Consider the following 25,318-nt stretch of genomic DNA (forward strand, 5'->3'; position numbering starts at 1 on the left):
CTTTGATTGTAAATTAGTTTACACTAAAAGCTTATACTTTTACAATAAAATAAAAAAAGGAACAAATATGAAATCAAAACTATTTATAATTTCAACACTAATAGCTACTAATATATTTGCAAACTCTATTGATTTTAATATGGCTCAAAAAGATACTAAAAGAGTATCTCCTACTTCATCAACAGAGTTGTTATCTTTTAATTCAAGCGTTAAAGATGCAATGAAATCAGTAGTTAATATCTCTGCAAAAAGACATGTAAATGCAATGGAAAACTTTCCATTACAAATGTTTAATGATCCTATTTTTAAAAGATTTTTTGGTGATCAATTTGGAAATCAATTCCAACAAAGTAGAATTCAAAGATCTCTTGGTTCTGGAGTAATATTATCAAAAGATGGTTATGTTGTTACAAACAATCATGTAATAGAAAACGCAGAAGAGATTATAGTAACAATAGGTGATGATCCTACAGAATACAATGCAAAAGTAATTGGGAAAGATGCTGATAGCGATGTTGCTGTTATTAAAATAGAGGGTAACAACTTTCAACCAATAAAAATAGGCTACTCAAATAATCTAAAAATTGGTGATATAATTTTTGCTTTGGGTAATCCTTTTGGAATTGGAAGTACTGTAACTCAAGGTATAATCTCAGCATTAAATAAAAATAAAGTTGGAATCAATAGATATGAAAACTTTATTCAAACAGATGCTTCTATAAATCCTGGAAACTCAGGTGGGGCATTAATTGATAGCAGAGGTGCATTGATTGGTATAAATAGTGCTATTATTTCTAAAGGTGGAGGAAATGATGGTATTGGTTTTGCAATTCCTGTTGCAATGGTAAAAGATGTAGTTGAAAAACTAATAAAAGATGGAAAAGTTACAAGAGGTTACCTAGGTGTAGTTATTGGTGATTTAGATAAAAAACTAACAAGAATATATAATCACAAAAAAGGTGCATTAATTTTAGATATTTCACCTGATACACCAGCTGAAAAGTACGGATTAAAAAGAGGTGACTTAATTTATTCAATAGATAAAAAATCTGTAAAAGACAGAGCTGATTTACAAAATATAATTGCATCTTTTAAGCCAAATCAAAAAATAACTTTACAAATAGAAAGAGACAAGAAAAACTATACATTTAATATTGTTTTAGGAAATAGAGATGGGCTTATAGTATCAACTGCAAACAATGGTAAGTTCTTAGGTGGATTAAGATTAGCAGAACTTGATACAAATATGATGGCAAAATTTAGAATCAACAGAAATATAAAAGGTGTACTAATCACAGAAGTTGAACCAAAATCAAGAGCTGAAAAAGTTGGTTTTCAACCAGGTGATGTAATTGTTCAAATAGAAGATATGGAAATTGAATCTTTTGTAAACATGCAACAAGCAATCAGAAAGTATAATAATAAACATAAAAGAGTTTACGTAAATAGATACGGGCAAACTATTTTATTAGTTATAAAATAAAGGATATGTCATAATAAAAGTACTAATGATTGAAGATGATTTAGAATTAGCTCAAATCATCAGTGATTACTTAAAATCATTTGATATTGAAGTAACAAATTTTGATAGCCCTTACCTTGGGCTATCAACACTAGAAATACAAAAAGATTTTGAACTATTAATTTTAGATTTAACACTTCCTGAAATAGATGGTCTTGAATTAATACCAAAAATCAGAAAGGTTTCTGATATTCCTATTATTATCTCAAGTGCAAGGGATGATATACTAGATAAAGTTATGGGGCTTGAAAGAGGTGCCGATGATTATTTGCCAAAACCATATAATCCAAGAGAGCTTCAAGCAAGAATAAAAGCTATTTTGAAAAGAATCTCTACACAAAAAGAACCTGTTGAACAAACTACAAATAATACTGCATTTACGATAAAAAGTGATGATATGCAAATTAGTTTAAAACAGCAAACACTTAGTTTAACACTAGCAGAGTTTGATATTTTAAAATTACTTATTCAAAGAAATGGTGCAGTTGTTGCAAGAGAAGATTTCATTTATGCAAGTGAACATATTGAAGATGATAGTAGTTTAAAAAATATTGATGTAATAATTTCAAGAATTAGAAATAAAATCTCTAAAATAGATGATTCTAAAACTTATATTAAAGCTGTTAGAGGAATTGGATATCAACTTATATGATTAAAAACATATCTATTTCTAGTTTTATTAATGCTATTTTTACAATTGCAGTTGTTGCTATTTTAATTACTTTTGCACTATTTATAAATCTTGATATGCAAAAACATCAAATAATGCAAAAAAATAGATATGAAATTATAGCAGAAAACTTTCTTTCCGTTTTCAATAAAAAACCCTCAAAAAGTCAATTAGATAAACTTTATGAACAATTTAAAGTAAAACAAGTAAAAAGTAGAGAAGAGAAGTTAAATATACTAAATTATGGATATGCACTCTCAATAAAAAAAACTTATTTGGGAACTTACAGAATATATTTATATGATTCTGAATACTATTTATATGCACAACAACTTGGATATAATTTAATGTTAAAAGATTTACATTCAAATAAATATAATATTGCAGTAATTATTTTGATATTAGTTTTATCTTTATCAACTATTTTATTTTTATATATCATTCTAAAAAGAAAACTAAAACCACTTAAAGAGTTAAATTGTGAGATAACAAAATTTTCAAAAGGTAACTTAGATATAAAAATTAAACCAAAATCAAATGATGAAATTGGTGAAATTGCAAAAAACTTTGATGCGGCAATAACACTTATAAATAATCAAACAGAATCAAAAAATCTTTTTATGAGAAATATGATGCATGAACTAAAAACTCCAATTACAAAGGCTATGTTCATTGCAGAAACTTTAGAAGATGAAAGAAGTAAAATGATGCTTCAAAAAGCTTTTAAAAGAATGGATGATATTATTAAAGAGCTTGCTACAGTTGAAAGAATCACGTCTAAAACATCTGTAATATATAAAGAAGTTACCTCTTTTTTTAATATTTATAAAAAAACTCTTGAAATTATGATGATAGAATCATCAAATATCTCTTCAAAGATAAATGATTTTACTTTTGAAGTTGATATAAGTCTTTTTAGCGTAGCTCTTAAAAATTTGATTGATAATGGGATTAAATTTTCAACAGATAAAAAAGTAAGTGTAATAGTAGATAAGAAAAGAATTGATGTAATCTCTAAAGGTTGCAAACTAAAATATAAGCTTGATTATTATACTGAACCTTTTTCACAAGAAGAAAAAAGAGCAGATGGCTTTGGACTTGGCCTTTACATAGTAAAAACTATTGTAAATATGCATAAATATAAACTAAACTACTCATATAAAGACGGTTATAATTACTTTTCAATCATAACAGCCTAAATTTCACAAAAGAATAAAGAGAATAAGATTTCTCTTTAAACTTTTTAAGACTTTATTAAATTAATCCATATATTTTTGCTAAAATAAATCCTACAGTTGATGCAGTACCTACTCCAAGTATCCCTGGAACAATAAAACTATGGTTTATTACATATTTACCAATTCTTGTAGTTCCTGATCTATCGAAACTAATTGCAGCTAAATCACTTGGGTATGTTGGTAAGATATAATATCCATAACAAGCAGCAGCAAATGCAGCAATTACACCAGGATCAACACCTACAGATAGTGCAATTGGAACAATTGCAGCTAATGCAGCACCTTGTGAATTAACAAGTTTAGATACTAATATTAATACTATTGCATATGCCCATGGATATTGAGCAACAATTCCACCAAGTACTTCTTTGATATCACCAATATGTGCACCAAACATTGTTTTAGTCATCCAAGCAACACCATAAACCGCAATAAGTGCAACCATACCTGATTTAAACACTTCATTACTAGAAATATCAGAAGGTTTAACTTTTGCTACAACAAATATTATAGCACCTGCTGATAACATGAACATTTGAATAACATAAACCATTGATAAAGGTTTTCCATTTATTATAGGTCTAAGCTCAGGGAAAGCACCTAAAATTGCCACAACTGCAATTGCACCTAAGAATATCCACATTGCATTCCATTGAGTTTGAGGCAATTTATTATTTAATAATGTTTTGTCCTCACCATAAATGTATTTTTTCATTTCTGGATCTTTCAATTTTTCTTGGAACTCAGCATCATCTTCTAGATTTTTACCTCTAAACATACTCCAAAAACCAACAACTAAAACACCACAAATTGCACCAGGAATAGTTATTGATAATAATTGAACTAAATCTAACTCTTTTCCATTGATCATAGCATGACCTGATAACATTGCTACTAATGAAACAACAGCAACTGATACAGGAGAAGTTACAATACCCATTTGTGCTGCAATTGTACTTGCTGCCATTGGTCTTTCAGGTCTAACACCTTTTCTAACTGCAATGTCATAAATAATAGGTAACATTGTATATACAACATGTCCAGTACCACATAAAAATGTTAATGTTAATGTAGTCAATGGAGCTAAAAATGTAATGTGTTTAGGATGTTTTCTTAACAACTTTTCTGCTAATTGAAGCATAACATCTAAACCTCCAGAAGCTTGAAGTGTTGCACCAGCAGTAATTACTGCTAACATAACAAGCATTACTTTAATTGGAGGATTCCCAGGTTCCATTCCAAATCCAAAGATTAATATAACAACACCAATACCACCGAATAATCCTAGTGCTAATCCACCTTTTCTAGCACCTAGAAATAATACAGCCAAAACAATGATTAATTGAATTGTAAATTCCATAATTTGTCCTTTTTTTCCATATATGAATGGTTATTCATACTGGAATTGTAATAACTCAATATGTCATTAATATGACAAAGTAAAGAATATATAAAAATATATACTTAATTTAATTTTTAAATATATTTTAAGATTTGTGGTTATTAATATACAATTTAGTATAATAAATATATGAAAAAAGTATTTTTATTTTTAATATTTATCAATTTAGAAGTTTTTGCATATTCTGTTTTAATTATCAATTCTTATCATAAAGGTTACCAATGGAGTGATCAAGTTATAAAAGGCTTAGAAGATGTTTTAATTAAAAAAGATAATGTTGATTTCAATATTTTGTATATGGATTCAAAAAGAGTATCCTCAAAAGAGTACTTTGATAGTTTAAAAAAGCTTTATAAAATACAATTAAAAAATAGAAAATATGATTTAATTATTCCTATTGATAGATTCGCTTATGATTTTGTAATAAATAACTATTCTGAACTGTTTACAAAAAAACGCGTTTTAGCTGTAGGTATTGAAAAATTTTCCCATGAAAAACTAAAAAAACTTTCCCTTGAAAATAGAGTCTCCGCAATTTTAGAAAAAAGAGACTTAAAGGGAAATGTAGAAATAATTGAAAAAAATTTCTATAAAATTAAAAAACTTTATATAATAAATGACAAAAGTTTAAATGGACTTCACACAGAACCATTAATCTTCAATTTAATTCATAATTATAAAAGTCGTCTGGAATTAATTTATCTAAAAGAAGATGATTTATCCTCTTTGCAAGTTTATCCTTTTGAAGATCATAGTGCTGCTTTATTTATTAGATTTTATAAAAATAAAAATGGTGATTTAAATAAAAATAGTGAAATTTCACATTTTGTAAAAAATGCAAAAATTCCAATATTTGTTACAGACTCTTTATTTATGGATAAAGGAGCAACTGGTGGTAAAATAGTTAACTTATACAAACTAGGTGAAAATGCTGGGGAGATGGCATTAGATATATTAAATCAAGAAAAAGCAAAAATTATTTTATATAAAGAGTTTGAATATTTTTTTGATTATCAAAAGTTAAATGAGTTTTTACTTACAATTGTTAATTTAGATGAACCCTATAAAATGATTCACAAGAAAAAAACTTTTTTTGATAATTATAGAAATTTTATTGATTTTGTATTTATCATTTCACCTTTCTTCATTTTTTTAATTTTGGGATTAATACATAATATTTATAAAAGAAAAATTTTAGAAAAAGATTTAAGAAAAAGAATTGAATTTGATGCAACTATGTTAAATGCCATTGATAGTCCAATTTTTTGGCAAGATGCAAATGGAAAGATTGTTGATTCAAATAATAGATTTTGTAATCTACTAAAGTTACCATTTGATTCTTTATATGGTCAAAAACTAAGTGATTTAAATAAAAACAATAATGCAAAACAAATTATAGAAATTATGAATAACTATAATCTTGACAAAGATAATAATGAATTTACATTTATAACTAGTAATTCAATAGAAAGAACATATTTAATAAAACAAGCAAAATTCAAAGAAGAAAAAATAAAATATGAAGGATATGTTACTATATTTACAGATATAACAAAAGAACGTGAAATTATTTTAGAAAAACAAAAAAATAGACAATTTGTTATTCAACAAAGTAAACTAGCAGAAATTGGGGAAATATTTTCATCTATTGCACATCAATGGAAAACTCCTTTAATAGAAATTACAGCAATTGCACAAGAACTTTTTTATACAAGAAGATCAAAAAATGTCAATGAAGACAGTAGTTTTGTAAAAGATATTATGCAACAAGTAACATATATGACAGATACCATAAATGAATTTCAAAAGTTCATTATGCCATCTAATGCAAAAGTTGATTTTAATATACAAGATGCAATAAAATCAATGCTTGAAATAGTTAATCATAATTTAAAATATAATAATATAAATATACATTTAAATATAGAAGAACAGACAAATTTAACGGTAAATGGCTATAAAAATGAAGTAATGCAATCAATTTTAAATATAATTAATAATGCAAGAGATGCTTTATTAAATAATCATTACAAAAATAGGAATATAGAAATATCTATTTTTAATGAAAATTCAGATTTAATAATAAAAATAAAAGATAATGCACAAGGAATTAAAAATATAGATAAAATTTTTGAACCTTATTACACAACAAAAAAGAAAGGTCATGGAATAGGTTTATATATGACAAAAGTTATAATAGAAGATAAAATGAAGGGGAAAATTTTGGTTGAAAATGTAGAAGGGGGAGCTATGTTTACTATAAGGTTGGTACAAAATAGATGAAAATACTATTGCTAGAAGATAATGAGAGATTATCAAATGTTATGAAATATGCATTACTAGATGAAGGGTATAGAGTCGATTGTTTCTCTGATGGTGATGATGCATTAGAGTTTATAGGAAATGGATATTCTTGTTTTATTTTAGATATTAATGTTCCAAATACCGATGGAATATCAATTTTAGAATATGTAAGATTAAATCATGCAAAAACACCTGTTTTAATAATAAGTTCAAATCATGAATTAGATAAAGTAAAAGAGTCTTATGAAAAGGGCTGTGACGATTATTTAAAAAAACCTTTTTATATTATTGAACTTTTACAAAAAGTAAAAAAATTGTGCGGAGATAAGGGAGAATATTTAATATTTGATGAGTCTTATCGATATAGTTTTATTGATCATAGACTCTATAAAGATGAAGAAGAGATAGAATTAACAAAAAAAGAGATTTTATTTTTAGAGTTTTTTTCTAGAAATATTCATTTTGTAGCTACTTATGAAAACATAGAAGAGTATGTATGGGAAGGTGAATATACAACCTTGGCAAATATTCGTTCTATGATAAAAAGACTAAGGAAAAAGCTTCCTAAAGATAGTATTACAATAATTAAAGGAATTGGTTACTCTTTAAATAAAAATGTTAAGTTTCTCTAAATTTTAGGCTTAACTTTATTCATTATTTCAAACCAATTTCTTGAAAAGTTCTTTTTAATATATTTTTCTTTGTGAGGCACTATACAGCCTGCACAATTTTGATGAATATAAGTATCTCCAATAAATTGACTTCCATCTTTTGAATCAATCCCACAATATGAGTATAAAGTTTTATTTTCTTGTTTTTCAAAGCCATCATCATTAAATCTAAAATTAGGACAAGCACATAAATAACAGTTTAGTTTTTCATAATCATGGCACTTTTTATTATCTTTATACAAAGGACAGAAATCTGGCTCATTTTTTACCATATTTTCAAATCTAAAATACTCTATAACCTCATCATCACTTTTATGCTTTAATTTTTCCATAATCTTTGCATGTTTTTCTCCATGGGCTTCAAACCAATCAATATAAGACATATAATACTCCCAATACTATAATTATAAACATATCAAGTGATGTTTTTATACTAAGTGCTTTATGTACATCACTATCTTCAATTATCTCTTTTTCTCCACCAAAATATGGTTTTTGCTTAACTTTGCCAAAATATGAAGTATCTCCACCTAGTTTTAAATTAGTTGCTAAAGCCATTGAGGCTATTGGAAGACCTGCATTTATACTTTCATGTTTACTTCCATATTTGTTAAATTCTTTAAATGCTTTTTTACTTTTAAATAATAAAGCTATTAAAATTGCTGTAATTCTACTTGGTATAAAATTAGCAATATCATCTAATCTAGCGCTTACTTTACCAAACTTTTCATATTTTTTATTTCTATATGCAACCATAGAATCAAGTGTATTAATAGCTTTATATAAATATGCTCCAATAAGCCCAAAACATATCAAATAAAAAAGTGGAGCTATTACTCCATCACTTAAGTTCTCAGCATAAGTTTCAATACTTGCTTTATTTATATCACTACTTGTCATATCTTTTGTATCTCTACTTACAAGCATTGATATCTTTTCTCTTTTATCTTCAATATTTTTACTTTCAACTACATCTTTTACACAATCATATAACATCTTTGAAGAAAGAGTAAATGAAGCTAAAAAGCCTTGAAAAAAAATATTTTCAATAAAACTTATACAATAAACAACAATAAAAACTATACTTAAAGTAAAGATAACTAATAAAAATCCTCGTAAAATTGTATCTTTATAAAATTTATTCTCAAAAAATTTTATCACATCACCAATATAAATAATAGGATGTTTAATTTTTAGTTTAGCAAACTCTCCAAAAAATTTATCTATTATAAATGCAATTAATGCAAGACTATAAAACACTTTTAAGTATCCTTTTTACATCAAGTTTACTTTTCATCTTATTTACAAATTCATCAACTTTACTTTTCTTATACTCTTTAAAGCTAAAACCTTCATAATCATGACAAATAGATTTAAAATAGCTTGTTCTAAACTCATCATTGTCAAAAATACCATGAATAAATGTCCCTTTTAGATTTTTATTTTCATACTCTAAAGGATATTTTTTTGAGACTCCATGGTGTATTTCAAATCCACTTACATCAAAGCCAAATAGTTTATAACTACTCTTTTTTAGTATTTTCTCTTTTTCAAAGATAATATTATCATCGATAAAAGCAAGTCCTTTTTCTATTGTTTCACTTTCATTTTCTAAAGCGTATTTATCATTTAAGCTTTCAAACATCATCTCATAGCCACCACAAATTGTAAAAATATTTTTTTTGAACCCTTTAATATTTCCAAAAAGTCCTGTATCTCTTAGCCATTTTAAATCTTTTATTACAAGCTTAGAACCAGGAAGTATTATCAAATCAAACTTATCTAAAGAGATATTTGAACTTATAAACTCTACAAAAACCTCTTCATCAGCAATTAGTGGTTCTATATCATTGTAGTTACTCATAGTAGGATATGAAATCACACCTACATTTACTTTATAGTTTTTCTTTATTTGAATAAAATTTTGTAAACTTTCGCTATCTTCAAATCCTAAATTAAATGCACTATAAGGCAATACTCCCAATACTGGAATTTTAAAATCTTCTTCTATGATTCTTATACCCTCATCAAATAAAGAGATATCTCCTCTAAATTTGTTTATAATTACTCCAATTACATTCTGCCTTAACTTCTTAGGTAACAAGTGATAGCACCCATAAATTGAAGCAAAAACACCACCTTTTTCAATATTAGCTACTAATATAATTTTTGTATTATAATAATCTGCAATAAAAATATTTGATAAATCTTTATCCATCAAGTTAAGTTCAACAGGACTTCCAGCACCCTCACTTACTATACAATCATACTTTTCATCTAAATACTCATAACATCTTTTTACAGCTGGTTTTAAAAGGTCTAAATCCCTATAGTATTCTCTCACATCTTTGTTTGTAACTACTTTTCCCTCAACTATAAGTGAAGCACTACTTCCCCTTCCTGATTTTAAAAGTATTGGATTTAGGTGATATGAAGTAGGAACACCTAAAACCTCACTTTGAAAATATTGAGCAATTGCAATCTCACTTCCATCATCACAAACTTTTGAATTATTTGATACATTTTGTGCTTTAAATGCTGCAACACTAAAGCCCTCTTCTTGTAAAATTTTTCCTATTACAAAAGTTAAAGTAGATTTTCCAGCATCACTACTTGTACCAAAGATTGAGATATTTTTCATCTTATTCCTAAATTTTTTTATTTAATTTAATTCATTACTATCAACAATAAAAGTAACTGGTCCATCATTTTGAATATTTACATCCATATGTGCTCCAAAAATACCTGTTTGAGTATGAACTCCTAAGAACTCAAACTCTTTTACAAACTGTTCATACATCTCTTTTGCTATGTCAGGCTTTTCACTACTATCAAAACTTGGGCGTCTTCCTTTTTTTACATTTGCTGCTAGGGTAAATTGAGAGATAATCAAAGCCTCACCTTTAATATCTAAAAGTGATAGGTTCATTTTGTCATTTTCATCTTGGAAAATTCTTAGGTTTACTATTTTGTTTACAAGTTTAGTTATATCTTCTTTTTTATCACCTTTTTTAACACCAAGTAATATATTAAGTCCATTGCTTATCTTACCTACAACTTCATTATCAACTGTAACACTTGAAGAATTAACTCTTTGAACTACTGCTATCATTTTACTTCCTTCCTAAAATTATTAAAGTTTAATCTTCTATACAACGAATTGATAATCCAAGAGCTCTGTCGTTATCATACAATGCTACTTTTGAACTATCAAAATCAATATAATATGCATCAAAGTCTTTAGCTGAGCTTGACCATAAATATCCATGTGAACCTTGATTATTAAAAGAGCCTAAGTGACTACTACGATAACCTGCTAATGGAAGTTTTAACTTATTATAAGCATCATCTTTATTATATATGCCATACCTTTCAGCTATTAATTCACCTGATGTTGGTACTTTATACCCTTTGGGGCATGGATTCCAGTTTGCTTCTCTAATAGAGCCATCCTTATCCACCTCGTATGCCCAGTCATATCTTTCACCACTAAAAGGTGACTTTATAAAGTCTCCATGACCTACATTTGATGAGGATTTTGCTTGAGTAGAAACTACTTTACTATTTGTTTTTTCATGACCATCTGCTGCTCTTCCCCACTGATAATAGTCTCCATAACAAGCCTTATCATCAAAAGATGTACAAGCTTGTGAAGCACCTAAGTTTCTATCAAGCCAAACTTTTCCTGTAATAGGTGATTTTATAGTACCGTATGTAAGTCCATTGTGCTTAATCTCTGCATATAGTAAGCCTGCAAATAAATATAAAGGTATAATCAAAACAGCTAATTTTTTTATACTTTTCATATGTTCTTTCCTTATTTTTATAATATTAAAATAGAGATATCATATACTCATTTCACTTATAAGTTAAAGAGTTTACTACTAATTTTTTATTTTCAAAAGGATCTATTATTGCTTCTATTTGCTCAAAGCTATACTTTAAAGGAAAGCCTATTTTTGAATTAGTTGCAGTTGTTTCAAGTTTATAAAAAGCTTTACCATTTACATATAAAGCTTTTTTATTCAAACTTTGATTTACATCTAAATGCACTATTACAAAAATATGCTTAGGCACAAGGACAAAATATGCTTCATAACCTTTTACATGAAGTAATGAAATAAGAAGATTTGATTTATCATCACAATCTCCAAAGTTTTGGCTTACTACTTTTCTTGCACTTCTTGCAATACTTTCATTTACTTTATAAGGAATATTTGTAGTAAAATCAAGCATACTTTGAACTTCACAAATTTTATCATTTTTACAATGTAGTGTTAATTTTTTTGCTAAAGAGTGAGTAAACTCATCAATTTTCACTTGATTTACATATGTTTTATCATCTATATCTAAAAACTGTCTATCAACAATCTTAAAAGATGTAAATATCATATAAAATACAACTATTATAAATACTATTGATATAATCAAAGAGATATAGTAAATAAACTTATTTTGAAATAGCATCTAAAGCCTTTTTAAAAGCATCTAAATCATTTTGAGACTTTACAGCAACTCGTATAAATTTCTCATCTAAAAAATCAAAATTACTACAATCTCGTATCATTATTTTATACTCTTTTAACTTTTCTTGTAACTGTTTTGCTGTATGATTTTTAAGTCTTGCTAAAACAAAATTTGCACTACTATTAAATATAAACTCGACTAAATTACTATTTTGTAAGATTTTTTCTAAGTAGATTTTATTTTTTACATTTATTGCTTTTGCTACTTTTTTAAATTTTTCATCTTCTAAGGCTTTTTGTAAATATTCACTATCAAAAGCAGAAAGCTTCCACATAGGTTCAAATTTCTTTAACTCATCAATATTTAATTTATTAGAAATAATAGAACCTACTCTAACTCCTGCACTGCTATAAAACTTTGTCATTGATTTTAATACATATAATTTTTCATATCTATGTATATATTTTACAGCAGAGTTTTTATCTGTAAAATCTAAAAAACTCTCATCAATTAAAACTGTTGCATTTTGTTTTTGCCAATAGTTTAAAAACTTTTCAAGTTCATAATATGTCCCATCAGGAGTTGATGGGTTTACAAAGACTACAAGAGTGTTTTTTTCAATTGGTACATCAACTCTTTCAAGTCTATTTATAAGATTATAATCATACTTATAAATATGACAAGCTTTTTTATACTCTAAATAAGCAGGCGAATAAATAGTACAGTGATTTAAATCTAAGTGCCTAAAAAGTGTAAAAATAGCACTACTTCCACCATTATATAGTTCTAATTCAAACTCTTTTACTTTGTAATTTTTTGCTATTTTACTATATAATTTTTCATATTTTGGATATGCAGATATTTCTAGACTATTGAAATCACAAGCTATTTCTGGCTTTACAAAGTTTATATTTGAAGATAAATCTATAACTTCTTCAAGCTTACAATTTATACTTTTTGCAAAACTTTGCACATCACCTCCATGCTCAAAAGTTTTCAAAGAAAAAATCCTATATTTAAAAGAAGTAACTCTGTTATTTCAATAGAACATCCTAAGCAATCTCCATTTACAAAACCAAATCTTTTATTTAAAATCTTTAAATTTAAATATAAAAACAGTAATGCCAAAATAAAAAGTAAAAATGCACTTATTTTTAAATATATTGCAAAAACTAAAAAAATTAAAACAGCAAATCTAACTTTATTAACTCCATTTGCTTCAAAAGCTTGACTCATAAAGCTGTCTTTATTGAATTTAAAAAATGGTAAAATATATGTTAAACTAAGTCTTGAAAACATAAAAACTATTAAGATAATTTCATACTTTTTTTCATAAAGTAAATAAGCAATAATTGATACTTTTAAAAGTACAAAACTAAAAGTAGCAATTGCACCAATTGCACCAATAGTTGACTCTTTCATAATCTTATAAGCATCTTTTCCAGAATAACTTGCAAACCAAGCATCAACAACATCAGTAATTGCTTCTGTATGTAAATAACCATATAAAACAAAAGATATTACAGCACTTACAACACTTGCATACAAAGGATGAAAAAAACTACTTAAAAACATAAATACCAAGATAGTAACAATTGCTATTAAACTTCCAATTAATGGTAAAAAAAACAAACTATATTTAAAAGTATTTTTATCAATTGTCATCTCTTTTACAAATACGGGAAAAACTGTAAAATATGATAGACTAAAAGCAAAAGCATTAAAAATCTCTCTCATTTTAATCTTCTTTCTAATGAATATTTCACTTCTATAACTTCATCACAATTTTTTGCTAAAAACTGCCCAATTAAACCTGAAATATCTACGAACTCTCTACTATATTTATCAATAGGAATTACTCCATTGTTTATGTCATTTAAAATAAAAATAATATTACAATCAATTTTAAAAAGCTTTTCAAGCTGTTTTTCCATAAACTCATAACCATTTTCAAGATTATTTAGTATATACATAGTCATACAATCTATTAAATAAGTCTGCTTTTCTTTTATTACTTTAGTTAAATCTTTTGGCTCTTCAATAGTAATAAACTCTTCAGCTCTTTGTTTTATATGCCTATTAACTCTATCTTGCATAGCTTTATCTTCATATGAATTATCATAAGTTGCAATATAGTATGGTTTTGAACTAGCAAGCATAAGTGCTTTTTTGCTAGCGCATGAACTCTTTCCTGATTTTTGTCCACCAAAGTAAAATGATTTCATTCTTATCCTAAATTTAAAAAGCTTTTAATTCCACTAAAAATAATTTGTGCAGATAAAGCAGCAAGAAAAAGTCCTGTAATTTTAGAAATGACCATAAGTCCTTGTTTTCCAACAATTTTTTCAATATGGCTTGATAAATATAACATCACACCAATTGTAAAAATAGCCATAACTAAAGCTAAACTTCCAATCATTAATTTTGCAAAAGTATTAAACTCAGCACCCATTACAAGTAAAACCCCTATTGTTCCAGGCCCCATAGTCACAGGAATCGCCAAAGGAACAACTGCTAAATCTAAAACCGACTTATTGTTTATTTCTTGCCTATCTTTGTTTCCATTTATAAGTTCAACAGCTGTTAAAAAAAGTAAGGCACCTGCTCCTATTTTAAAAGCATCTAAAGTAATTCCAAATACTGCAAAAATATGTTGACCAAAAAATAGTAAAACTAAAGACATAATAATAACTGAAATTGTAATTTTAATAGCAAGTGCATGTCTTTGTTTTATTGTACTTTCATTTGTAACTGTTAAAAAAACAGACAAAACAAAAAATGGTGTCATAATAAAAAACATTTTTAAATATATTGATATAAAATACGAACTAAACTCCAATTTACTCTCCTAAAAACTCTTCTACTTTATTAATAATATCTTCTTTTTTTATACCATTTATACTTGCATAGACAAGTGCTGCTCCTGCCCCTACACCCTCTTTTGCTTCACCTTTATCATAAAGTTTTAAGACTTTACTTTTACTAGTTGAGAAATCAAATTGCGAATTATATGCATTTATTTTAAAATCCAATAACTCTAAAAGTGCTTTTATATCTGAACTTTCATCTTCAAAAAGCCATTTTGTTGTACAAAGTGCAAGTTTTGAACTATCAATTTCTCCACCCATTGTTTTAAGTATTGAATTAACAGTCAATAAAACTGCTGCCATTTGAGTTCCACCTGCAAGTATTAACTTATGTTTTGTTGCTTGAATACCTAAAATAAACCCAGCATTAAAAATTATCATATTATCACTTACACATGATAATCTTTCAAAAATATCCATATTAGGTTTTATATTTTCAAGTGCTTTTTTTAACACCTCATCTTTTATACTATTTGGGCTATTTTTAAAAGAGCTTGAGAATAACTCTTTACAATCATATCCTAATGCAAGCGCTGTTGCCATTGCTGTTGTAGTTCCAGCAGGAATAGTTTCAGCTAAGATTGTATACTCACTAGAAGTCTTATAATTTTGTCCAAACTCAACTCCTTTTTCAAAAACTTCCATTGCATCAATATTTGCACCTGTTTTTATATTTTCACTTGCGGTTATATCAAAATCATGAATTTTAAAGTACTCAAATTTAGGCAAAATTTCAAAACCTAAATTTAAAAACTCTAAGTTTGAGAAAGCTTTTAATTCGTGAACTGCTCTTGTAATAAGTGCAGGTGTTGGAATACCTTTAGTAGTTGTAGCAATATTATCTAAAGAACGTACTTCTTTTGTAGCTAGAAACTCTGCATCTAAAGTAGGAGTTAAATACATTTTTCCTGGAATACCAGCTTGTGAAATACCCTTGATTTGAGCTGTATTTGTAACAGAACATGCTAGTAAAAAAGAGGCTTGTTTACCTCTTAAATACTCTAAAAAATCTTTTGTACCTAAAATAGTATTAAAGTTCATATAGAACCTTTCTTATAAAGTTTGCAAAAGTATAACAAATATTTAATTGATATTTAGTTTATAACCCATGCCACCTTGAGAAACAATTGTATTTTTAGGAAGTTTTTTTCTAAGTCTTTTTACTAAAGCTCTTATATTTTCATTTGTAGTTAAATCACCTTGCCAAACATACTGTTCTATATGATCAAAGGTAACTACTTTATCTAAATTTTTAACAAATAAAGTCATAAGAAGAATCTCTTTTTTTGCTAATTTTATAAATTGATTTTTATCATCATATAAAGTTTCATTTATTATATTATAAGTATAATTTTCAGGTAAAGAGATATCTGATTTATCCTGCACACATAATTTCTTTAATTTTGTTTCTAATTCATATATGTAAAAAGGTTTTTTAATATACTCATCACAACCTTTAGAGTATGCATTTTTAATAGTGTCCAATTCAACATTTGCACTAATAATAATAGCAGGTGTATTTTCATCCATACTTCTAATATCTTTTAATAAAGTAAGTCCATCAATTCCTGGAACATTTATATCTAAAATAAAACAATCATACCCATCATAGATTGCATTTATTGCATCTTTACCATTTTCGAACCAATCTACCTTATAATTTTTTTGCTCTAATGCTTCAATAATAAGTTCTGATAACCTCTTGTTATCTTCTAGTAGTAATATTTTCAAATAATCTCCCTTTACAAATTTTACTTGTTTATACTAATTTTTATTTTTGCTCCCTCTTGAGATTTCAATGCTTCTATTTTTCCATCCATTTTATCCTCTATTATTAATTTAACCATATAAAGTCCAAAACCATCACCTTCTTTTTTGCTTGTAAAAAAAGGTTCAAAAATCCTTTCTAAATTCTTTTCTTTTATTCCAATGCCATTATCTTTTATATAAATACAAGTATAATTATCTTCATCAACAACATCAATATTTATCACTGCTTCTAAATCTTCTTCTACTTTTTTTCTTTTTAATATACTATCTCTTGAATTGTTTATCACACTTAAGATACACTGCTTAAACTCATTTGGATAACCATAAACTTTAAATGATTTATTATTAAAATTTAAATTAACATCTATGTAGTTATATTTTATATTATGCTCTACAACTTTTAAAAGTTCAAAAATTGCTGCATTTATTTCAAATTTACTTTTTTTTGCAGATGGTTTTACAAAGTCTCTAAAATCATCAATTGTTTCTGTCATATATCTAACTTGTGTCATTATATCATCAACTGTTTGCTTAGTATCTTCAATTGTTGAAATTTTTTTTCTTTTATATAAAAGTTCTTGAGCTATTGTTGAAATTTCTATTAAAGGAGTTTTCCATTGGTGTGCTATTGATGTTATCATCTCACCCATTTCAGATAGTTTTGAACGATGAATTAAGAACTGTTCGTTCTTTTTTCTTTGATTTTCCAATTTTTTAATTTTTGTAACATCACTTATAATTGTTACAACCCCTGCTTCTATATTATCTTTATTAAAATACTTCTTTCTTCTTATTAAAGCATCAAACTCTTTTGTTCCTAATTTTATTTGAGTTTCAAGTTCTTCTATAAAGTCTTCATTTTTATAAAACAAATCATTTACCTCAGGAAGAATATATCCTATTTCTTTTTCAATTATTTCATTTTTTTTGAAATCTAAAAAAGTACATAAAGCATCATTACAACCTAAAAGCTTGCTATCTGTACTCTCCCAATACACAATACTTTGGATATTATTTAATAATACTTTATCTAGCTTACTTTGTTCTAATAATCTATTTTCTAATTTTATCTTTTTTATTATATTTACAATAAGTCCCATAATCAAAAATACAAATATTGGCATAAGTAAAAAAGTATTATCAATAATTTTTCTATGCTTTTCAAAAAAAGTTTTTGGTATATTTATAATATTTGAATTTTCAGGCAAAGAAGAAGAATCAATATTAAATTTTTCTAATATATTGTAATCAAAATAGTACTTTGATGAAGGTATATCTATTGGAATGTTTTGAATCTCTTTTCCTTTTACTAGTTCAAAGGCTTTTTGTGCTGCTAGTTTGCCTTGTTCTTCTGGATCAACAACAACACCTCCGATTATTCCCTCACCTAAATGAATTTTATTTATTGCAAAAACTGGATATTTTGATTTGTTAAATAACTCTCTTAATTTGTTATAAGTTACATATTTTCCTTTTATATCCCTATATAAACTTGTAAATAAAACTGCACTATTATCTGGTAGTTTGTTAACTTTATTAACTATTGTTTTTATATCTATTTTATTATCGTATATTATATTAAATCTATCTGCAAACTTTTTTGACTCTTGAATAATTTGATTCTTTATTGCCAAAGAGGATAAGGTGTCATCACTTATAATATATAGTGTATCTAGGTTTGGTATTATTTTTGAGACAACTTGTATATTTTTTGTTATTTGTTTATATTCAATTATTCCTGTCATTTTCTCTTTTATTTTTTTAGGAATTTTTATATCTTCAAAGTTTTCAACTCCACAAAATACAATTGGAGAATTATTAAATATTTTTTCATGATTATTTATTACGAAGTTTAATGCATAATTATCTGCTACAAGTATTACTTCATAGTGTCTTGATGAGAATTTTTCTTCATATAATTTTGTGAGCGTTTCAAAATATTTTTTTGAGGTTGTTTTTTTACTATCCATACACTCAATAGTAAGTTCATACTTAGGATGGTTTTCAAAAACACCTTTTACACCTTTTGTTATATTATCAGTCCATTTTAAACCAATATTATAAGAGTGTAAAAGCAAAATATCTTTTTGTGAATTTGCAAATATAAAAACAGGAAATAGTAATAATAAAATCAATTTATATAACATATATTATCTTTTTTCTTTTTTTTATTTTATCCTCTTTTAGATTTAAAAGCATATAAACTTAATTATTGAAGACTTTTTTATAAAAAAAGTCTTCAAGAAAAACTAAATACTATTCCATTTTTGTGGTCCAGTTGTATGAATAGATACACCCTCAGTGTCAACAGCGACTGTTACTGGCATATCTTTGACTTCAAACTCATATATTGCTTCCATACCCATCTCTTCAAATGCTACTACTTTCGCATCTTTTATTGATTGTGATATTAAATATGCAGCTCCACCTGTTGCTATTAGGTATGTTGATTTATACTCTTTTATTAAATCTATTGTTGGTTGCTTTCTTTCAGCTTTCCCTATCATCCCTAATATTCCTATTTCCATCATCTCTTTTGTGAATTTATCCATTCTTGTTGATGTTGTTGGTCCTGCTGGTCCTACTTTCTCATCTCTTACTGGATCTACTGGTCCTACATAATATATAAATCTATCTTTTAAATCTAAATTATTTGGTAATGCTTTCCCTGCTGCTTTATACTCTACAATTTTTTTATGTGCTGCATCTCTTGCTGTTAAAATCTTCCCTGACAATAGTAATGTATCCCCTGATTTAAACTGTGACAAATTCTCTTTTGTTAAATCTTCTATATTTACTCTTTTTACACTATCCATTGGTATCTCTAAATCTGGCCATATATCCAAATCTGGTTTCTCGAATTTTGCTGCACCTTTTCCATCTAGTTCAAAATGTATATGTCTTGTTGCTGCACAGTTTGGTATCATTGCTACGGGTTTTGAAGCTGCATGACATGGATAATCTAATATCTTTACATCTAATACTGTTGTTAAGCCTCCAAGTCCTTGTGCTCCTATACCTATTTTATTGATATCTTCATACAGTCTTAATCTTAACTCTTCAACTGCATTCTTTGCTCCTCTTTTCTTTAATTCATGTATATCTACATGATCCATTAAAGACTCTTTTGCTAGTAGCATTGATTTCTCTGGGTTTCCTCCAATTCCTATTCCTAGTATTCCTGGTGGACACCATCCTGCTCCCATTTGTCTTACATTCTCCATTACCCAATCATATATTGAATCTGATGGATTTAGCACTGTAAACTTAGATTTATTCTCACTTCCTCCACCTTTTGCTGCAACTGTTATCTCTACTTTATCTGAGTTATCTACACTATAATGTATTACTGCTGGAGTATTATTTTTTGTATTCTTTCTCTCTCCTGCTGGGTCACTTACTACTGAGTATCTTAATGTATTATCTGGGTCTGTATATCCTTTTGCTACTCCCTCATTTAATACTTCTTCTAGCTCTTTTGACAACTCTAGTTTTGCATTTAAACCTACTTTGATAAAAATATTTACTGACCCTGTATCTTGGCACAATGGTCTATGTCCCATTGCACACATCTTTGAATTAATTAGAATCTGTGCTATCGCATTTTTTGCTGCTTCTGACTCCTCTTTTTCATATGCTTCTACCATTCCTTTTACAAAATCTTCTGGATGATAATATGATATATATTGACAGGCTCCGGCGATACTGTCTATTATATCTTGCTCTTTTATAGTATTCATATTAAACCTTTTTATTTATATATTAGATGATTGACTTTTTAAAAGCGACAATTATTAGATTAATATATCTATAAAAAATTATAACAATAAATATGGGATAAAAATAGGATTTTAATATATTTTTCTTTGCTTATTTTAAGATTGTAAAATTGATATATTAAGAATAGTATTAGAAAAAGTTCCGTAAAATCTCAAAGATTTACAAAAAGGTTACTTATGAAGATTCTTACTATAATAGCTTTATTACTAATATTAAATGAAACAAACTATGGTTTTTCTAGCTTTATAAATAAAAATAAAATAAAAAATATTCTTAAAAAAGAGTTTGCTAATAAAATAGATTTAATCTCATACAAAACAGTGTATGCTCCATCAATTGTTCCTTTACCTCAAGATTTTAAATTTGTAATATTATATGATAAAAAAGAGGATTTTTATTTTACAATTGCACATGACTTTAGAGGCAAAAAAAAAGATTCAAGAGAAGATATCATAGAGAAAATAAAAAAGAGTATAGAAGATCAAATCAAGTATATAGACAATCTCAAAGAAAAAGCAAAAGTTTTTAAAAAATATTATAATAAAGAGTTTTTTATTATTTATGATGAAACTTATAGTAAAAATGTATTTATTACTTTTTTAGATATTAAAGATTTTGATAATACATATGCAATAAAAGAGTTTAACAAAATACAAAATTATTTAAAAGATAATCAAAAAGATATTATAGAAATAATGCCCAAAAAATATACAAAATATTTTAAAGAACAAATATCAAAAAACTATTACTCACAACATGAAAAAACAGACCTTATAAAAGATTTAGATAAATCAAAAAAAGAAGAAGTTATCTATTCATCTGATACTTTAAACTCAATACTTTTTAGAACTTATTTTAAAATCTCTTATGAAACTTATGAAGATATGGAACATAGAGTAGTAAATAGTTATTTAATACATAAAGATAATCAAATGTCACAAGCAAGAGGTTATGCATTAGGTGCTCATGTTGAAAATCTTTATAAAAGATCTCAAAATATAGATATTGATTTAGGTGTAAAAATGAGAGATCTAATCAAAGATAAATATTTTAAAGAGTTTAATAAAGAGTTAAAGATTGATTTTTTAGACTCTCATTTAAATTGGGAAAAAAATATACTTAACATAGAAGTATATGATTTTTCAATAGATGAAAAAGAAGTCTTAAAAACTCACTATTTAAAATATGATTTTTTAACAAATCAATTTATTGAGCATAAAGATTAAATAAAAGGGATAAAATCCTTTTTAAAAACTTCTGTTTACAATTTCTAAAAACTCTTTAGCAGTTTTAAATCCAACGATTTTAGCCTCTTTAATCTCTTTATTATTTTCATCCCAAAAGATTAATCCAGGAGGTCCAAAAATACCATATTTTTTTTGCATCAATTTATCATCAGCACTATTTTTAGTAACATCTGCTTTTAAAAGAGTAAACTCTTGAAGTTTTTGCTTTACTTTTTCATCTGTAAAAGTTATCTCTTCTAACTCTTTACAAGCCACACACCAATCAGCGTAAAAATCAAGCATAACAGGTTTTGAAGACTCTTTTATAGCCATATCTAATTCATCTAAATTTTTAACATATTTCCATTTGATATCATTTTCACTACTTACTTTTGAAGTTGATAAACTAAGTTTATTAAGAGGTTTTAATATATCATTTGCACCACTTATTGCCCCAACAAAAGCAATAACACCATAAACTAATAAAACAATTGTAAATGTTCTTATTAAGATATGTTTATATATTTGTAAATATAAAGATGCCCCAATTAGTAAAAATGCCCATAAATACATAGTATATTGTGGTATTACTCGCTCTAACATCCAAATTGCAATACCAAGCATTACAATACCAAAGATTTTAGAAACACTATCCATCCAACCACCTGGTTTTGGCATAAACTTACCAGCACCTACACCTATTAATAATAAAGGAAGTCCCATTCCAAAGCTAAGTACAAATAAAGCTAAACCACCAAGAAGTGCATCTCCTGTTTGACCTATATAAACTAAAGCACCTGCTAATGGTGGAGCAACACAAGGACCTACTATTAAAGCAGATAAAAATCCCATAATAGCAATTCCTAATACTCCTTGTTTCTCTTTTCCCTCTGTTGTTTTGTTGATTCTGTTTTGAATAGATTGAGGCAATTCTAATTTAAAGTATCCAAACATAGAAAAAGCTAAAGCTACAAATATTAATGCAAAAACAACTAAAACATAAGGATTTTGAAGTGCTACTTGTAAGTTTGCACCAAACAAGCCTGCAACTACTCCTGCAATAGTATATGCAATTGCCATAAAGAAAACATATACAAAAGATAAGAAGAAACCTTTAAGTGGTGTTAATCTTTCATTGTTACTAGCTTTTACAATTATTGATGAAAGGATAGGAATCATTGGAAAAACACAAGGTGTTAATGAAAGCAGTAATCCAAAACCAAAAAATGTTGCTAATACTAAAAGAAAATTTCCACTTGCTAGGGTATTTGCAATAGAATCAGTCTCACTTAGAGCTTGTTTATTTTCTAAAGGTTTTACTTCTTGAGCTTTTGAAACTGTTTTTGAATAAGTATATGTTTCACTCATAGGAGCATAACAAAGGCCAGCTTTTGAACAACCTTGAAATTGAACTTCAACTTCATAGCTATCTGCTTTTAATTTAGACTCTAAAAGATTCAAAGGGATTTCTATATTTTGATTTCCAAAATGAACTATAAATCCATCATATTCAACAGGTTTAGGAATATTCAATTCTTTTGTAATCTCTATTTTTTCAGGTTTATTTATAAAAACCTTTAACATATTATCATATAAATATATATCTTTTCCAAGCTCTATTTTAAAAGATATATTTTCATTATTTACATCAAATTTTGTTTGAAAAGCTTCTTCAGGAGTTAAAAAATCATCATTTGAAATTGCAAATAAAAAGTTAAAAGTTAAAAAAAATATTAAAAGAACTCTTTTTATCATCAACTTTTCCTAAAAATAGTTTTTAACATTTAAGTGTAGTTGAGATACTGTTTTTACACCAACTTCTTTTTTTAAAAATACTCCATTTTTAAAATAAACAGTAGTAGGAATTGTTCTTACTCCAAATTTTTGTGCTAATTGTGGTTGTTTATCTACATCAACTTTATAAATTACTACATCACTATTGTTTGAATTTTCAAACTCTTTCAAATTTTTAGACATTATCTTACATGGAGGACACCAAGTGGCATAAAAGTCAACAATTGCATTCTTATTTTGAAGTTTTTCATCCATATTTTGAGCTGTTAAATGTTCCGCTGCAAACGATGAAATAAAACTAAACAATAGAATTAAAACTACTCTTTTCATACATTAACCTTTAAATTTTTTAGTATTATAGTAAATAATTGTAAAGAGTTTGTTAATAAAAACTTGTATTTATAAAACTAACTTTTAATTTATAAGATTTATTAATATTTTCTTGTTAAAATTTTCTTTTTTAAAAGGCTAAAATATGCAAGATGAAGTAATAGATTTAATTCCTAGAAAAGTTGATTTAATGAATAAAGACAATATAGTTTTAATTGATATTAGAACTGATATTGAGTTTAAACAAACAGGCATTATAAAAAACTCACATAAACTTACATTTTTTGATATTTATGGAAATTATGATTTAGATAACTGGATGAAAAAATTTGAAGAATTAGTTACAAATAAAAACCAAACTTTTATTCTTATTTGTGCCCATGCAAATAGAACAAGAACCGTAGGTAATTATCTTATTAGTTTAGGATATAAAAATTGTGCTCATTTACATGGAGGTATTGCTCAATGGATTGATGAGAGAAGAGAAACAGTTTTTAATTAATTTATTACTCTTTTTTCTTCTTTTACCCAAGCATTAAAACCACCTTCTAAATAAAATACTTTTTTAAAGCCTGCTTTTTTAAGCTTGTTTGCTAAATTTTTTGATTTTTTACCATCTTTATCTATAAGAGCAAAACTTTGATTTGGACTTTTTATAACTTTTAAAAGTTTAAATTTCCATCTTTTCATTTCTAAATCACTGCTATTTTTATAAGTAATCGTATATGAACTAGGAATTGTACCTTCTTGATTTTGTTCTGTTTTTGTTCTTATATCTATAATAATCGCTCTTTTAGAAATATATTTTTCTAAAGTAGTAGCATCAATTGATTTTGCACTATTTGCAAAAAGAGGAATAAAAGTAAGTAGTAAAATAAGTAATTTCATTGTATATCCTTTGTTGTTAAATTATAACAAAAAATATTATAAATAAGAGATAATATTTTTATTATCTCTTAAAACTTAAGCGTTTTATGCTTTTTTCTCTTGACTTACTTTTTGTAATACTTCAATTACTTCATCAAGACTTCCATAAGGAATATGAGATTTCCATTCAATATCTTTGCCATTTAAAGCAATACCAATACTTACCACATCTGAAGTCTCTTTTCCATATGGCTCAGTAATATTTGAAATAATTATCTTACCTTTTTTTGTTCCTGATAATTGAAGTGTTGCAATTTCCGTAGTTGTTGACATATCTATTCCTTTTTGTTTTCTTCATTTTGACAAAACTTAACTTTTAATTAAATTAAATTTCTTTAGGCTTAAATACT

26 protein-coding genes are annotated in these 25,318 nt (G+C 26.4%); 7 read left to right on the top strand and 19 right to left on the bottom strand.

What is annotated here, in order from left to right; all coding sequences use genetic code 11:
- Positions 1-67: 67 nt before the first annotated feature.
- Genes AMRN_RS12935 through AMRN_RS12945 form a run of 3 tightly spaced genes read left to right on the top strand, consistent with a single transcriptional unit; the run spans position 68 to position 3,391 of the window.
- A complete protein-coding gene (locus AMRN_RS12935) occupies positions 68-1,483 on the top strand; it encodes a Do family serine endopeptidase (RefSeq protein ID WP_099311839.1) in 1,416 nt (471 codons plus the stop codon).
- A gap of 10 nt (positions 1,484-1,493) precedes the next feature.
- Complete coding sequence (locus AMRN_RS12940; protein ID WP_191282205.1) at positions 1,494-2,174, top strand: response regulator transcription factor; 681 nt, start codon at positions 1,494-1,496, stop codon at positions 2,172-2,174.
- Entirely contained in the window at positions 2,171-3,391 is a 1,221-nt protein-coding gene (locus AMRN_RS12945; protein ID WP_099311837.1) for an ArsS family sensor histidine kinase, read from the top strand. Before AMRN_RS12940 ends, AMRN_RS12945 begins: the two co-directional genes overlap by 4 nt.
- Positions 3,392-3,446: 55 nt before the next feature.
- On the opposite strand, the gene AMRN_RS12950 is transcribed toward AMRN_RS12945, so the two are convergent.
- The gene (locus AMRN_RS12950; protein ID WP_099311835.1) at positions 3,447-4,790 is read right to left on the bottom strand and encodes an anaerobic C4-dicarboxylate transporter; all 1,344 of its coding nucleotides are present in this window, start codon (positions 4,788-4,790) and stop codon (positions 3,447-3,449) included.
- A 171-nt stretch (positions 4,791-4,961) separates the two neighbouring features.
- On the opposite strand from AMRN_RS12950, the gene AMRN_RS12955 reads away from it, so the two are divergent.
- Positions 4,962-7,115 carry a sensor histidine kinase gene (locus tag AMRN_RS12955; protein WP_099311833.1) on the top strand — a complete coding sequence of 718 codons (2,154 nt, stop codon included), beginning with the start codon at positions 4,962-4,964 and terminating at the stop codon, positions 7,113-7,115.
- Positions 7,112-7,768, top strand: coding sequence for a response regulator transcription factor (locus tag AMRN_RS12960; RefSeq protein WP_099311831.1), 657 nt, complete (start codon positions 7,112-7,114; stop codon positions 7,766-7,768). Before AMRN_RS12955 ends, AMRN_RS12960 begins: the two co-directional genes overlap by 4 nt.
- On the opposite strand, the gene AMRN_RS12965 is transcribed toward AMRN_RS12960, so the two are convergent.
- The 14 genes from AMRN_RS12965 to AMRN_RS13030 all read right to left on the bottom strand — a co-directional run bounded on the left by AMRN_RS12965 (position 7,765) and on the right by AMRN_RS13030 (position 20,651).
- Positions 7,765-8,190 (bottom strand): hypothetical protein, encoded by a 426-nt coding sequence (locus tag AMRN_RS12965; protein WP_099311829.1) that lies wholly within the window; start codon positions 8,188-8,190, stop codon positions 7,765-7,767. The two genes, AMRN_RS12960 and AMRN_RS12965, sit on opposite strands and share 4 nt — an antisense overlap.
- Positions 8,177-9,067, bottom strand: a complete 891-nt coding sequence (cbiB, locus tag AMRN_RS12970) for an adenosylcobinamide-phosphate synthase CbiB (RefSeq protein ID WP_099311827.1) — start codon at positions 9,065-9,067, stop codon at positions 8,177-8,179. Before cbiB ends, AMRN_RS12965 begins: the two co-directional genes overlap by 14 nt.
- The gene (locus AMRN_RS12975) at positions 9,057-10,448 is read right to left on the bottom strand and encodes a cobyric acid synthase (protein WP_099311825.1); all 1,392 of its coding nucleotides are present in this window, start codon (positions 10,446-10,448) and stop codon (positions 9,057-9,059) included. Before AMRN_RS12975 ends, cbiB begins: the two co-directional genes overlap by 11 nt.
- A gap of 21 nt (positions 10,449-10,469) precedes the next feature.
- Positions 10,470-10,919, bottom strand: coding sequence for a D-aminoacyl-tRNA deacylase (gene dtd / locus AMRN_RS12980; RefSeq protein WP_099311823.1), 450 nt, complete (start codon positions 10,917-10,919; stop codon positions 10,470-10,472).
- A gap of 28 nt (positions 10,920-10,947) precedes the next feature.
- Entirely contained in the window at positions 10,948-11,613 is a 666-nt protein-coding gene (locus AMRN_RS12985) for a fibrobacter succinogenes major paralogous domain-containing protein (protein WP_099311821.1), read from the bottom strand.
- A gap of 52 nt (positions 11,614-11,665) precedes the next feature.
- Positions 11,666-12,274, bottom strand: a complete 609-nt coding sequence (locus AMRN_RS12990) for a transglutaminase-like domain-containing protein (RefSeq protein WP_099311819.1) — start codon at positions 12,272-12,274, stop codon at positions 11,666-11,668.
- Positions 12,258-13,274 carry an aminotransferase class I/II-fold pyridoxal phosphate-dependent enzyme gene (locus AMRN_RS12995; RefSeq protein WP_099311817.1) on the bottom strand — a complete coding sequence of 339 codons (1,017 nt, stop codon included), beginning with the start codon at positions 13,272-13,274 and terminating at the stop codon, positions 12,258-12,260. The genes AMRN_RS12990 and AMRN_RS12995 overlap by 17 nt, the downstream gene beginning before the upstream one ends.
- The gene (locus tag AMRN_RS13000; protein ID WP_099311815.1) at positions 13,271-14,011 is read right to left on the bottom strand and encodes an adenosylcobinamide-GDP ribazoletransferase; all 741 of its coding nucleotides are present in this window, start codon (positions 14,009-14,011) and stop codon (positions 13,271-13,273) included. The genes AMRN_RS12995 and AMRN_RS13000 overlap by 4 nt, the downstream gene beginning before the upstream one ends.
- Positions 14,008-14,499: a bifunctional adenosylcobinamide kinase/adenosylcobinamide-phosphate guanylyltransferase gene (locus AMRN_RS13005; RefSeq protein ID WP_079578385.1), complete on the bottom strand. Its 492-nt coding sequence runs from the start codon at positions 14,497-14,499 to the stop codon at positions 14,008-14,010. Before AMRN_RS13005 ends, AMRN_RS13000 begins: the two co-directional genes overlap by 4 nt.
- Before the next feature lie 2 nt (positions 14,500-14,501).
- Positions 14,502-15,113, bottom strand: coding sequence for a MarC family protein (locus tag AMRN_RS13010; RefSeq protein WP_099311813.1), 612 nt, complete (start codon positions 15,111-15,113; stop codon positions 14,502-14,504).
- 1 nt (position 15,114) lies between these two features.
- Entirely contained in the window at positions 15,115-16,182 is a 1,068-nt protein-coding gene (gene cobT / locus AMRN_RS13015) for a nicotinate mononucleotide-dependent phosphoribosyltransferase CobT (RefSeq protein ID WP_099311811.1), read from the bottom strand.
- A 42-nt stretch (positions 16,183-16,224) separates the two neighbouring features.
- Positions 16,225-16,872, bottom strand: coding sequence for a response regulator transcription factor (locus AMRN_RS13020; RefSeq protein WP_099311809.1), 648 nt, complete (start codon positions 16,870-16,872; stop codon positions 16,225-16,227).
- Between the two features lie 20 nt (positions 16,873-16,892).
- Positions 16,893-19,058, bottom strand: a complete 2,166-nt coding sequence (locus tag AMRN_RS13025; RefSeq protein ID WP_099311807.1) for a sensor histidine kinase — start codon at positions 19,056-19,058, stop codon at positions 16,893-16,895.
- Positions 19,059-19,160: 102 nt separating this feature from the next.
- The gene (locus AMRN_RS13030; RefSeq protein WP_118897466.1) at positions 19,161-20,651 is read right to left on the bottom strand and encodes a fumarate hydratase; all 1,491 of its coding nucleotides are present in this window, start codon (positions 20,649-20,651) and stop codon (positions 19,161-19,163) included.
- 216 nt (positions 20,652-20,867) lie between these two features.
- Between AMRN_RS13030 and AMRN_RS13035 the strand changes: the two genes are divergently transcribed.
- Positions 20,868-21,917: a hypothetical protein gene (locus AMRN_RS13035; protein ID WP_099310797.1), complete on the top strand. Its 1,050-nt coding sequence runs from the start codon at positions 20,868-20,870 to the stop codon at positions 21,915-21,917.
- Between the two features lie 21 nt (positions 21,918-21,938).
- Here AMRN_RS13035 and dsbD read toward each other — a convergent pair whose 3' ends face one another.
- On the bottom strand, positions 21,939-23,672 hold the full coding sequence (dsbD, locus tag AMRN_RS13040) for a protein-disulfide reductase DsbD (RefSeq protein ID WP_099310796.1): 1,734 nt from the start codon (positions 23,670-23,672) through the stop codon (positions 21,939-21,941).
- A 9-nt stretch (positions 23,673-23,681) separates the two neighbouring features.
- Positions 23,682-24,041, bottom strand: coding sequence for a thioredoxin family protein (locus AMRN_RS13045; protein ID WP_099310795.1), 360 nt, complete (start codon positions 24,039-24,041; stop codon positions 23,682-23,684).
- 145 nt (positions 24,042-24,186) lie between these two features.
- On the opposite strand from AMRN_RS13045, the gene AMRN_RS13050 reads away from it, so the two are divergent.
- Positions 24,187-24,543: a rhodanese-like domain-containing protein gene (locus tag AMRN_RS13050; protein ID WP_099310794.1), complete on the top strand. Its 357-nt coding sequence runs from the start codon at positions 24,187-24,189 to the stop codon at positions 24,541-24,543.
- On the opposite strand, the gene AMRN_RS13055 is transcribed toward AMRN_RS13050, so the two are convergent.
- Positions 24,540-24,929, bottom strand: a complete 390-nt coding sequence (locus AMRN_RS13055) for a rhodanese-like domain-containing protein (protein WP_099310793.1) — start codon at positions 24,927-24,929, stop codon at positions 24,540-24,542. The genes AMRN_RS13050 and AMRN_RS13055 overlap by 4 nt on opposite strands.
- An 84-nt stretch (positions 24,930-25,013) precedes the next feature.
- Positions 25,014-25,241 (bottom strand): hypothetical protein, encoded by a 228-nt coding sequence (locus AMRN_RS13060; RefSeq protein ID WP_099310792.1) that lies wholly within the window; start codon positions 25,239-25,241, stop codon positions 25,014-25,016.
- Between the last annotated feature and the right edge of the window lie 77 nt (positions 25,242-25,318).

The sequence above is a fragment of the Malaciobacter marinus genome, from assembly GCF_003544855.1.
GTDB classification, from domain to species: Bacteria; Campylobacterota; Campylobacteria; order Campylobacterales; family Arcobacteraceae; genus Malaciobacter; species Malaciobacter marinus.

What these genes read in the sequence shown, in the direction of transcription:
- AMRN_RS12935 (WP_099311839.1), top strand. Translation starts at nt 68, where the DNA reads ATGAAATCAAAACTATTTATAATTTCAACACTAATAGCTACTAATATA.
- AMRN_RS12945 (WP_099311837.1), top strand. Translation starts at nt 2,171, where the DNA reads ATGATTAAAAACATATCTATTTCTAGTTTTATTAATGCTATTTTTACA.
- AMRN_RS12950 (WP_099311835.1), bottom strand. Translation starts at nt 4,790, where the DNA reads ATGGAATTTACAATTCAATTAATCATTGTTTTGGCTGTATTATTTCTA.
- AMRN_RS12955 (WP_099311833.1), top strand. Translation starts at nt 4,962, where the DNA reads ATGAAAAAAGTATTTTTATTTTTAATATTTATCAATTTAGAAGTTTTT.
- AMRN_RS12960 (WP_099311831.1), top strand. Translation starts at nt 7,112, where the DNA reads ATGAAAATACTATTGCTAGAAGATAATGAGAGATTATCAAATGTTATG.
- AMRN_RS12965 (WP_099311829.1), bottom strand. Translation starts at nt 8,190, where the DNA reads ATGTCTTATATTGATTGGTTTGAAGCCCATGGAGAAAAACATGCAAAG.
- AMRN_RS12975 (WP_099311825.1), bottom strand. Translation starts at nt 10,448, where the DNA reads ATGAAAAATATCTCAATCTTTGGTACAAGTAGTGATGCTGGAAAATCT.
- dtd (WP_099311823.1), bottom strand. Translation starts at nt 10,919, where the DNA reads ATGATAGCAGTAGTTCAAAGAGTTAATTCTTCAAGTGTTACAGTTGAT.
- AMRN_RS12985 (WP_099311821.1), bottom strand. Translation starts at nt 11,613, where the DNA reads ATGAAAAGTATAAAAAAATTAGCTGTTTTGATTATACCTTTATATTTA.
- AMRN_RS12990 (WP_099311819.1), bottom strand. Translation starts at nt 12,274, where the DNA reads ATGCTATTTCAAAATAAGTTTATTTACTATATCTCTTTGATTATATCA.
- AMRN_RS13000 (WP_099311815.1), bottom strand. Translation starts at nt 14,011, where the DNA reads ATGAGAGAGATTTTTAATGCTTTTGCTTTTAGTCTATCATATTTTACA.
- AMRN_RS13005 (WP_079578385.1), bottom strand. Translation starts at nt 14,499, where the DNA reads ATGAAATCATTTTACTTTGGTGGACAAAAATCAGGAAAGAGTTCATGC.
- cobT (WP_099311811.1), bottom strand. Translation starts at nt 16,182, where the DNA reads ATGAACTTTAATACTATTTTAGGTACAAAAGATTTTTTAGAGTATTTA.
- AMRN_RS13025 (WP_099311807.1), bottom strand. Translation starts at nt 19,058, where the DNA reads ATGTTATATAAATTGATTTTATTATTACTATTTCCTGTTTTTATATTT.
- AMRN_RS13030 (WP_118897466.1), bottom strand. Translation starts at nt 20,651, where the DNA reads ATGAATACTATAAAAGAGCAAGATATAATAGACAGTATCGCCGGAGCC.
- AMRN_RS13035 (WP_099310797.1), top strand. Translation starts at nt 20,868, where the DNA reads ATGAAGATTCTTACTATAATAGCTTTATTACTAATATTAAATGAAACA.
- dsbD (WP_099310796.1), bottom strand. Translation starts at nt 23,672, where the DNA reads ATGATAAAAAGAGTTCTTTTAATATTTTTTTTAACTTTTAACTTTTTA.
- AMRN_RS13045 (WP_099310795.1), bottom strand. Translation starts at nt 24,041, where the DNA reads ATGAAAAGAGTAGTTTTAATTCTATTGTTTAGTTTTATTTCATCGTTT.
- AMRN_RS13050 (WP_099310794.1), top strand. Translation starts at nt 24,187, where the DNA reads ATGCAAGATGAAGTAATAGATTTAATTCCTAGAAAAGTTGATTTAATG.
- AMRN_RS13055 (WP_099310793.1), bottom strand. Translation starts at nt 24,929, where the DNA reads ATGAAATTACTTATTTTACTACTTACTTTTATTCCTCTTTTTGCAAAT.
- AMRN_RS13060 (WP_099310792.1), bottom strand. Translation starts at nt 25,241, where the DNA reads ATGTCAACAACTACGGAAATTGCAACACTTCAATTATCAGGAACAAAA.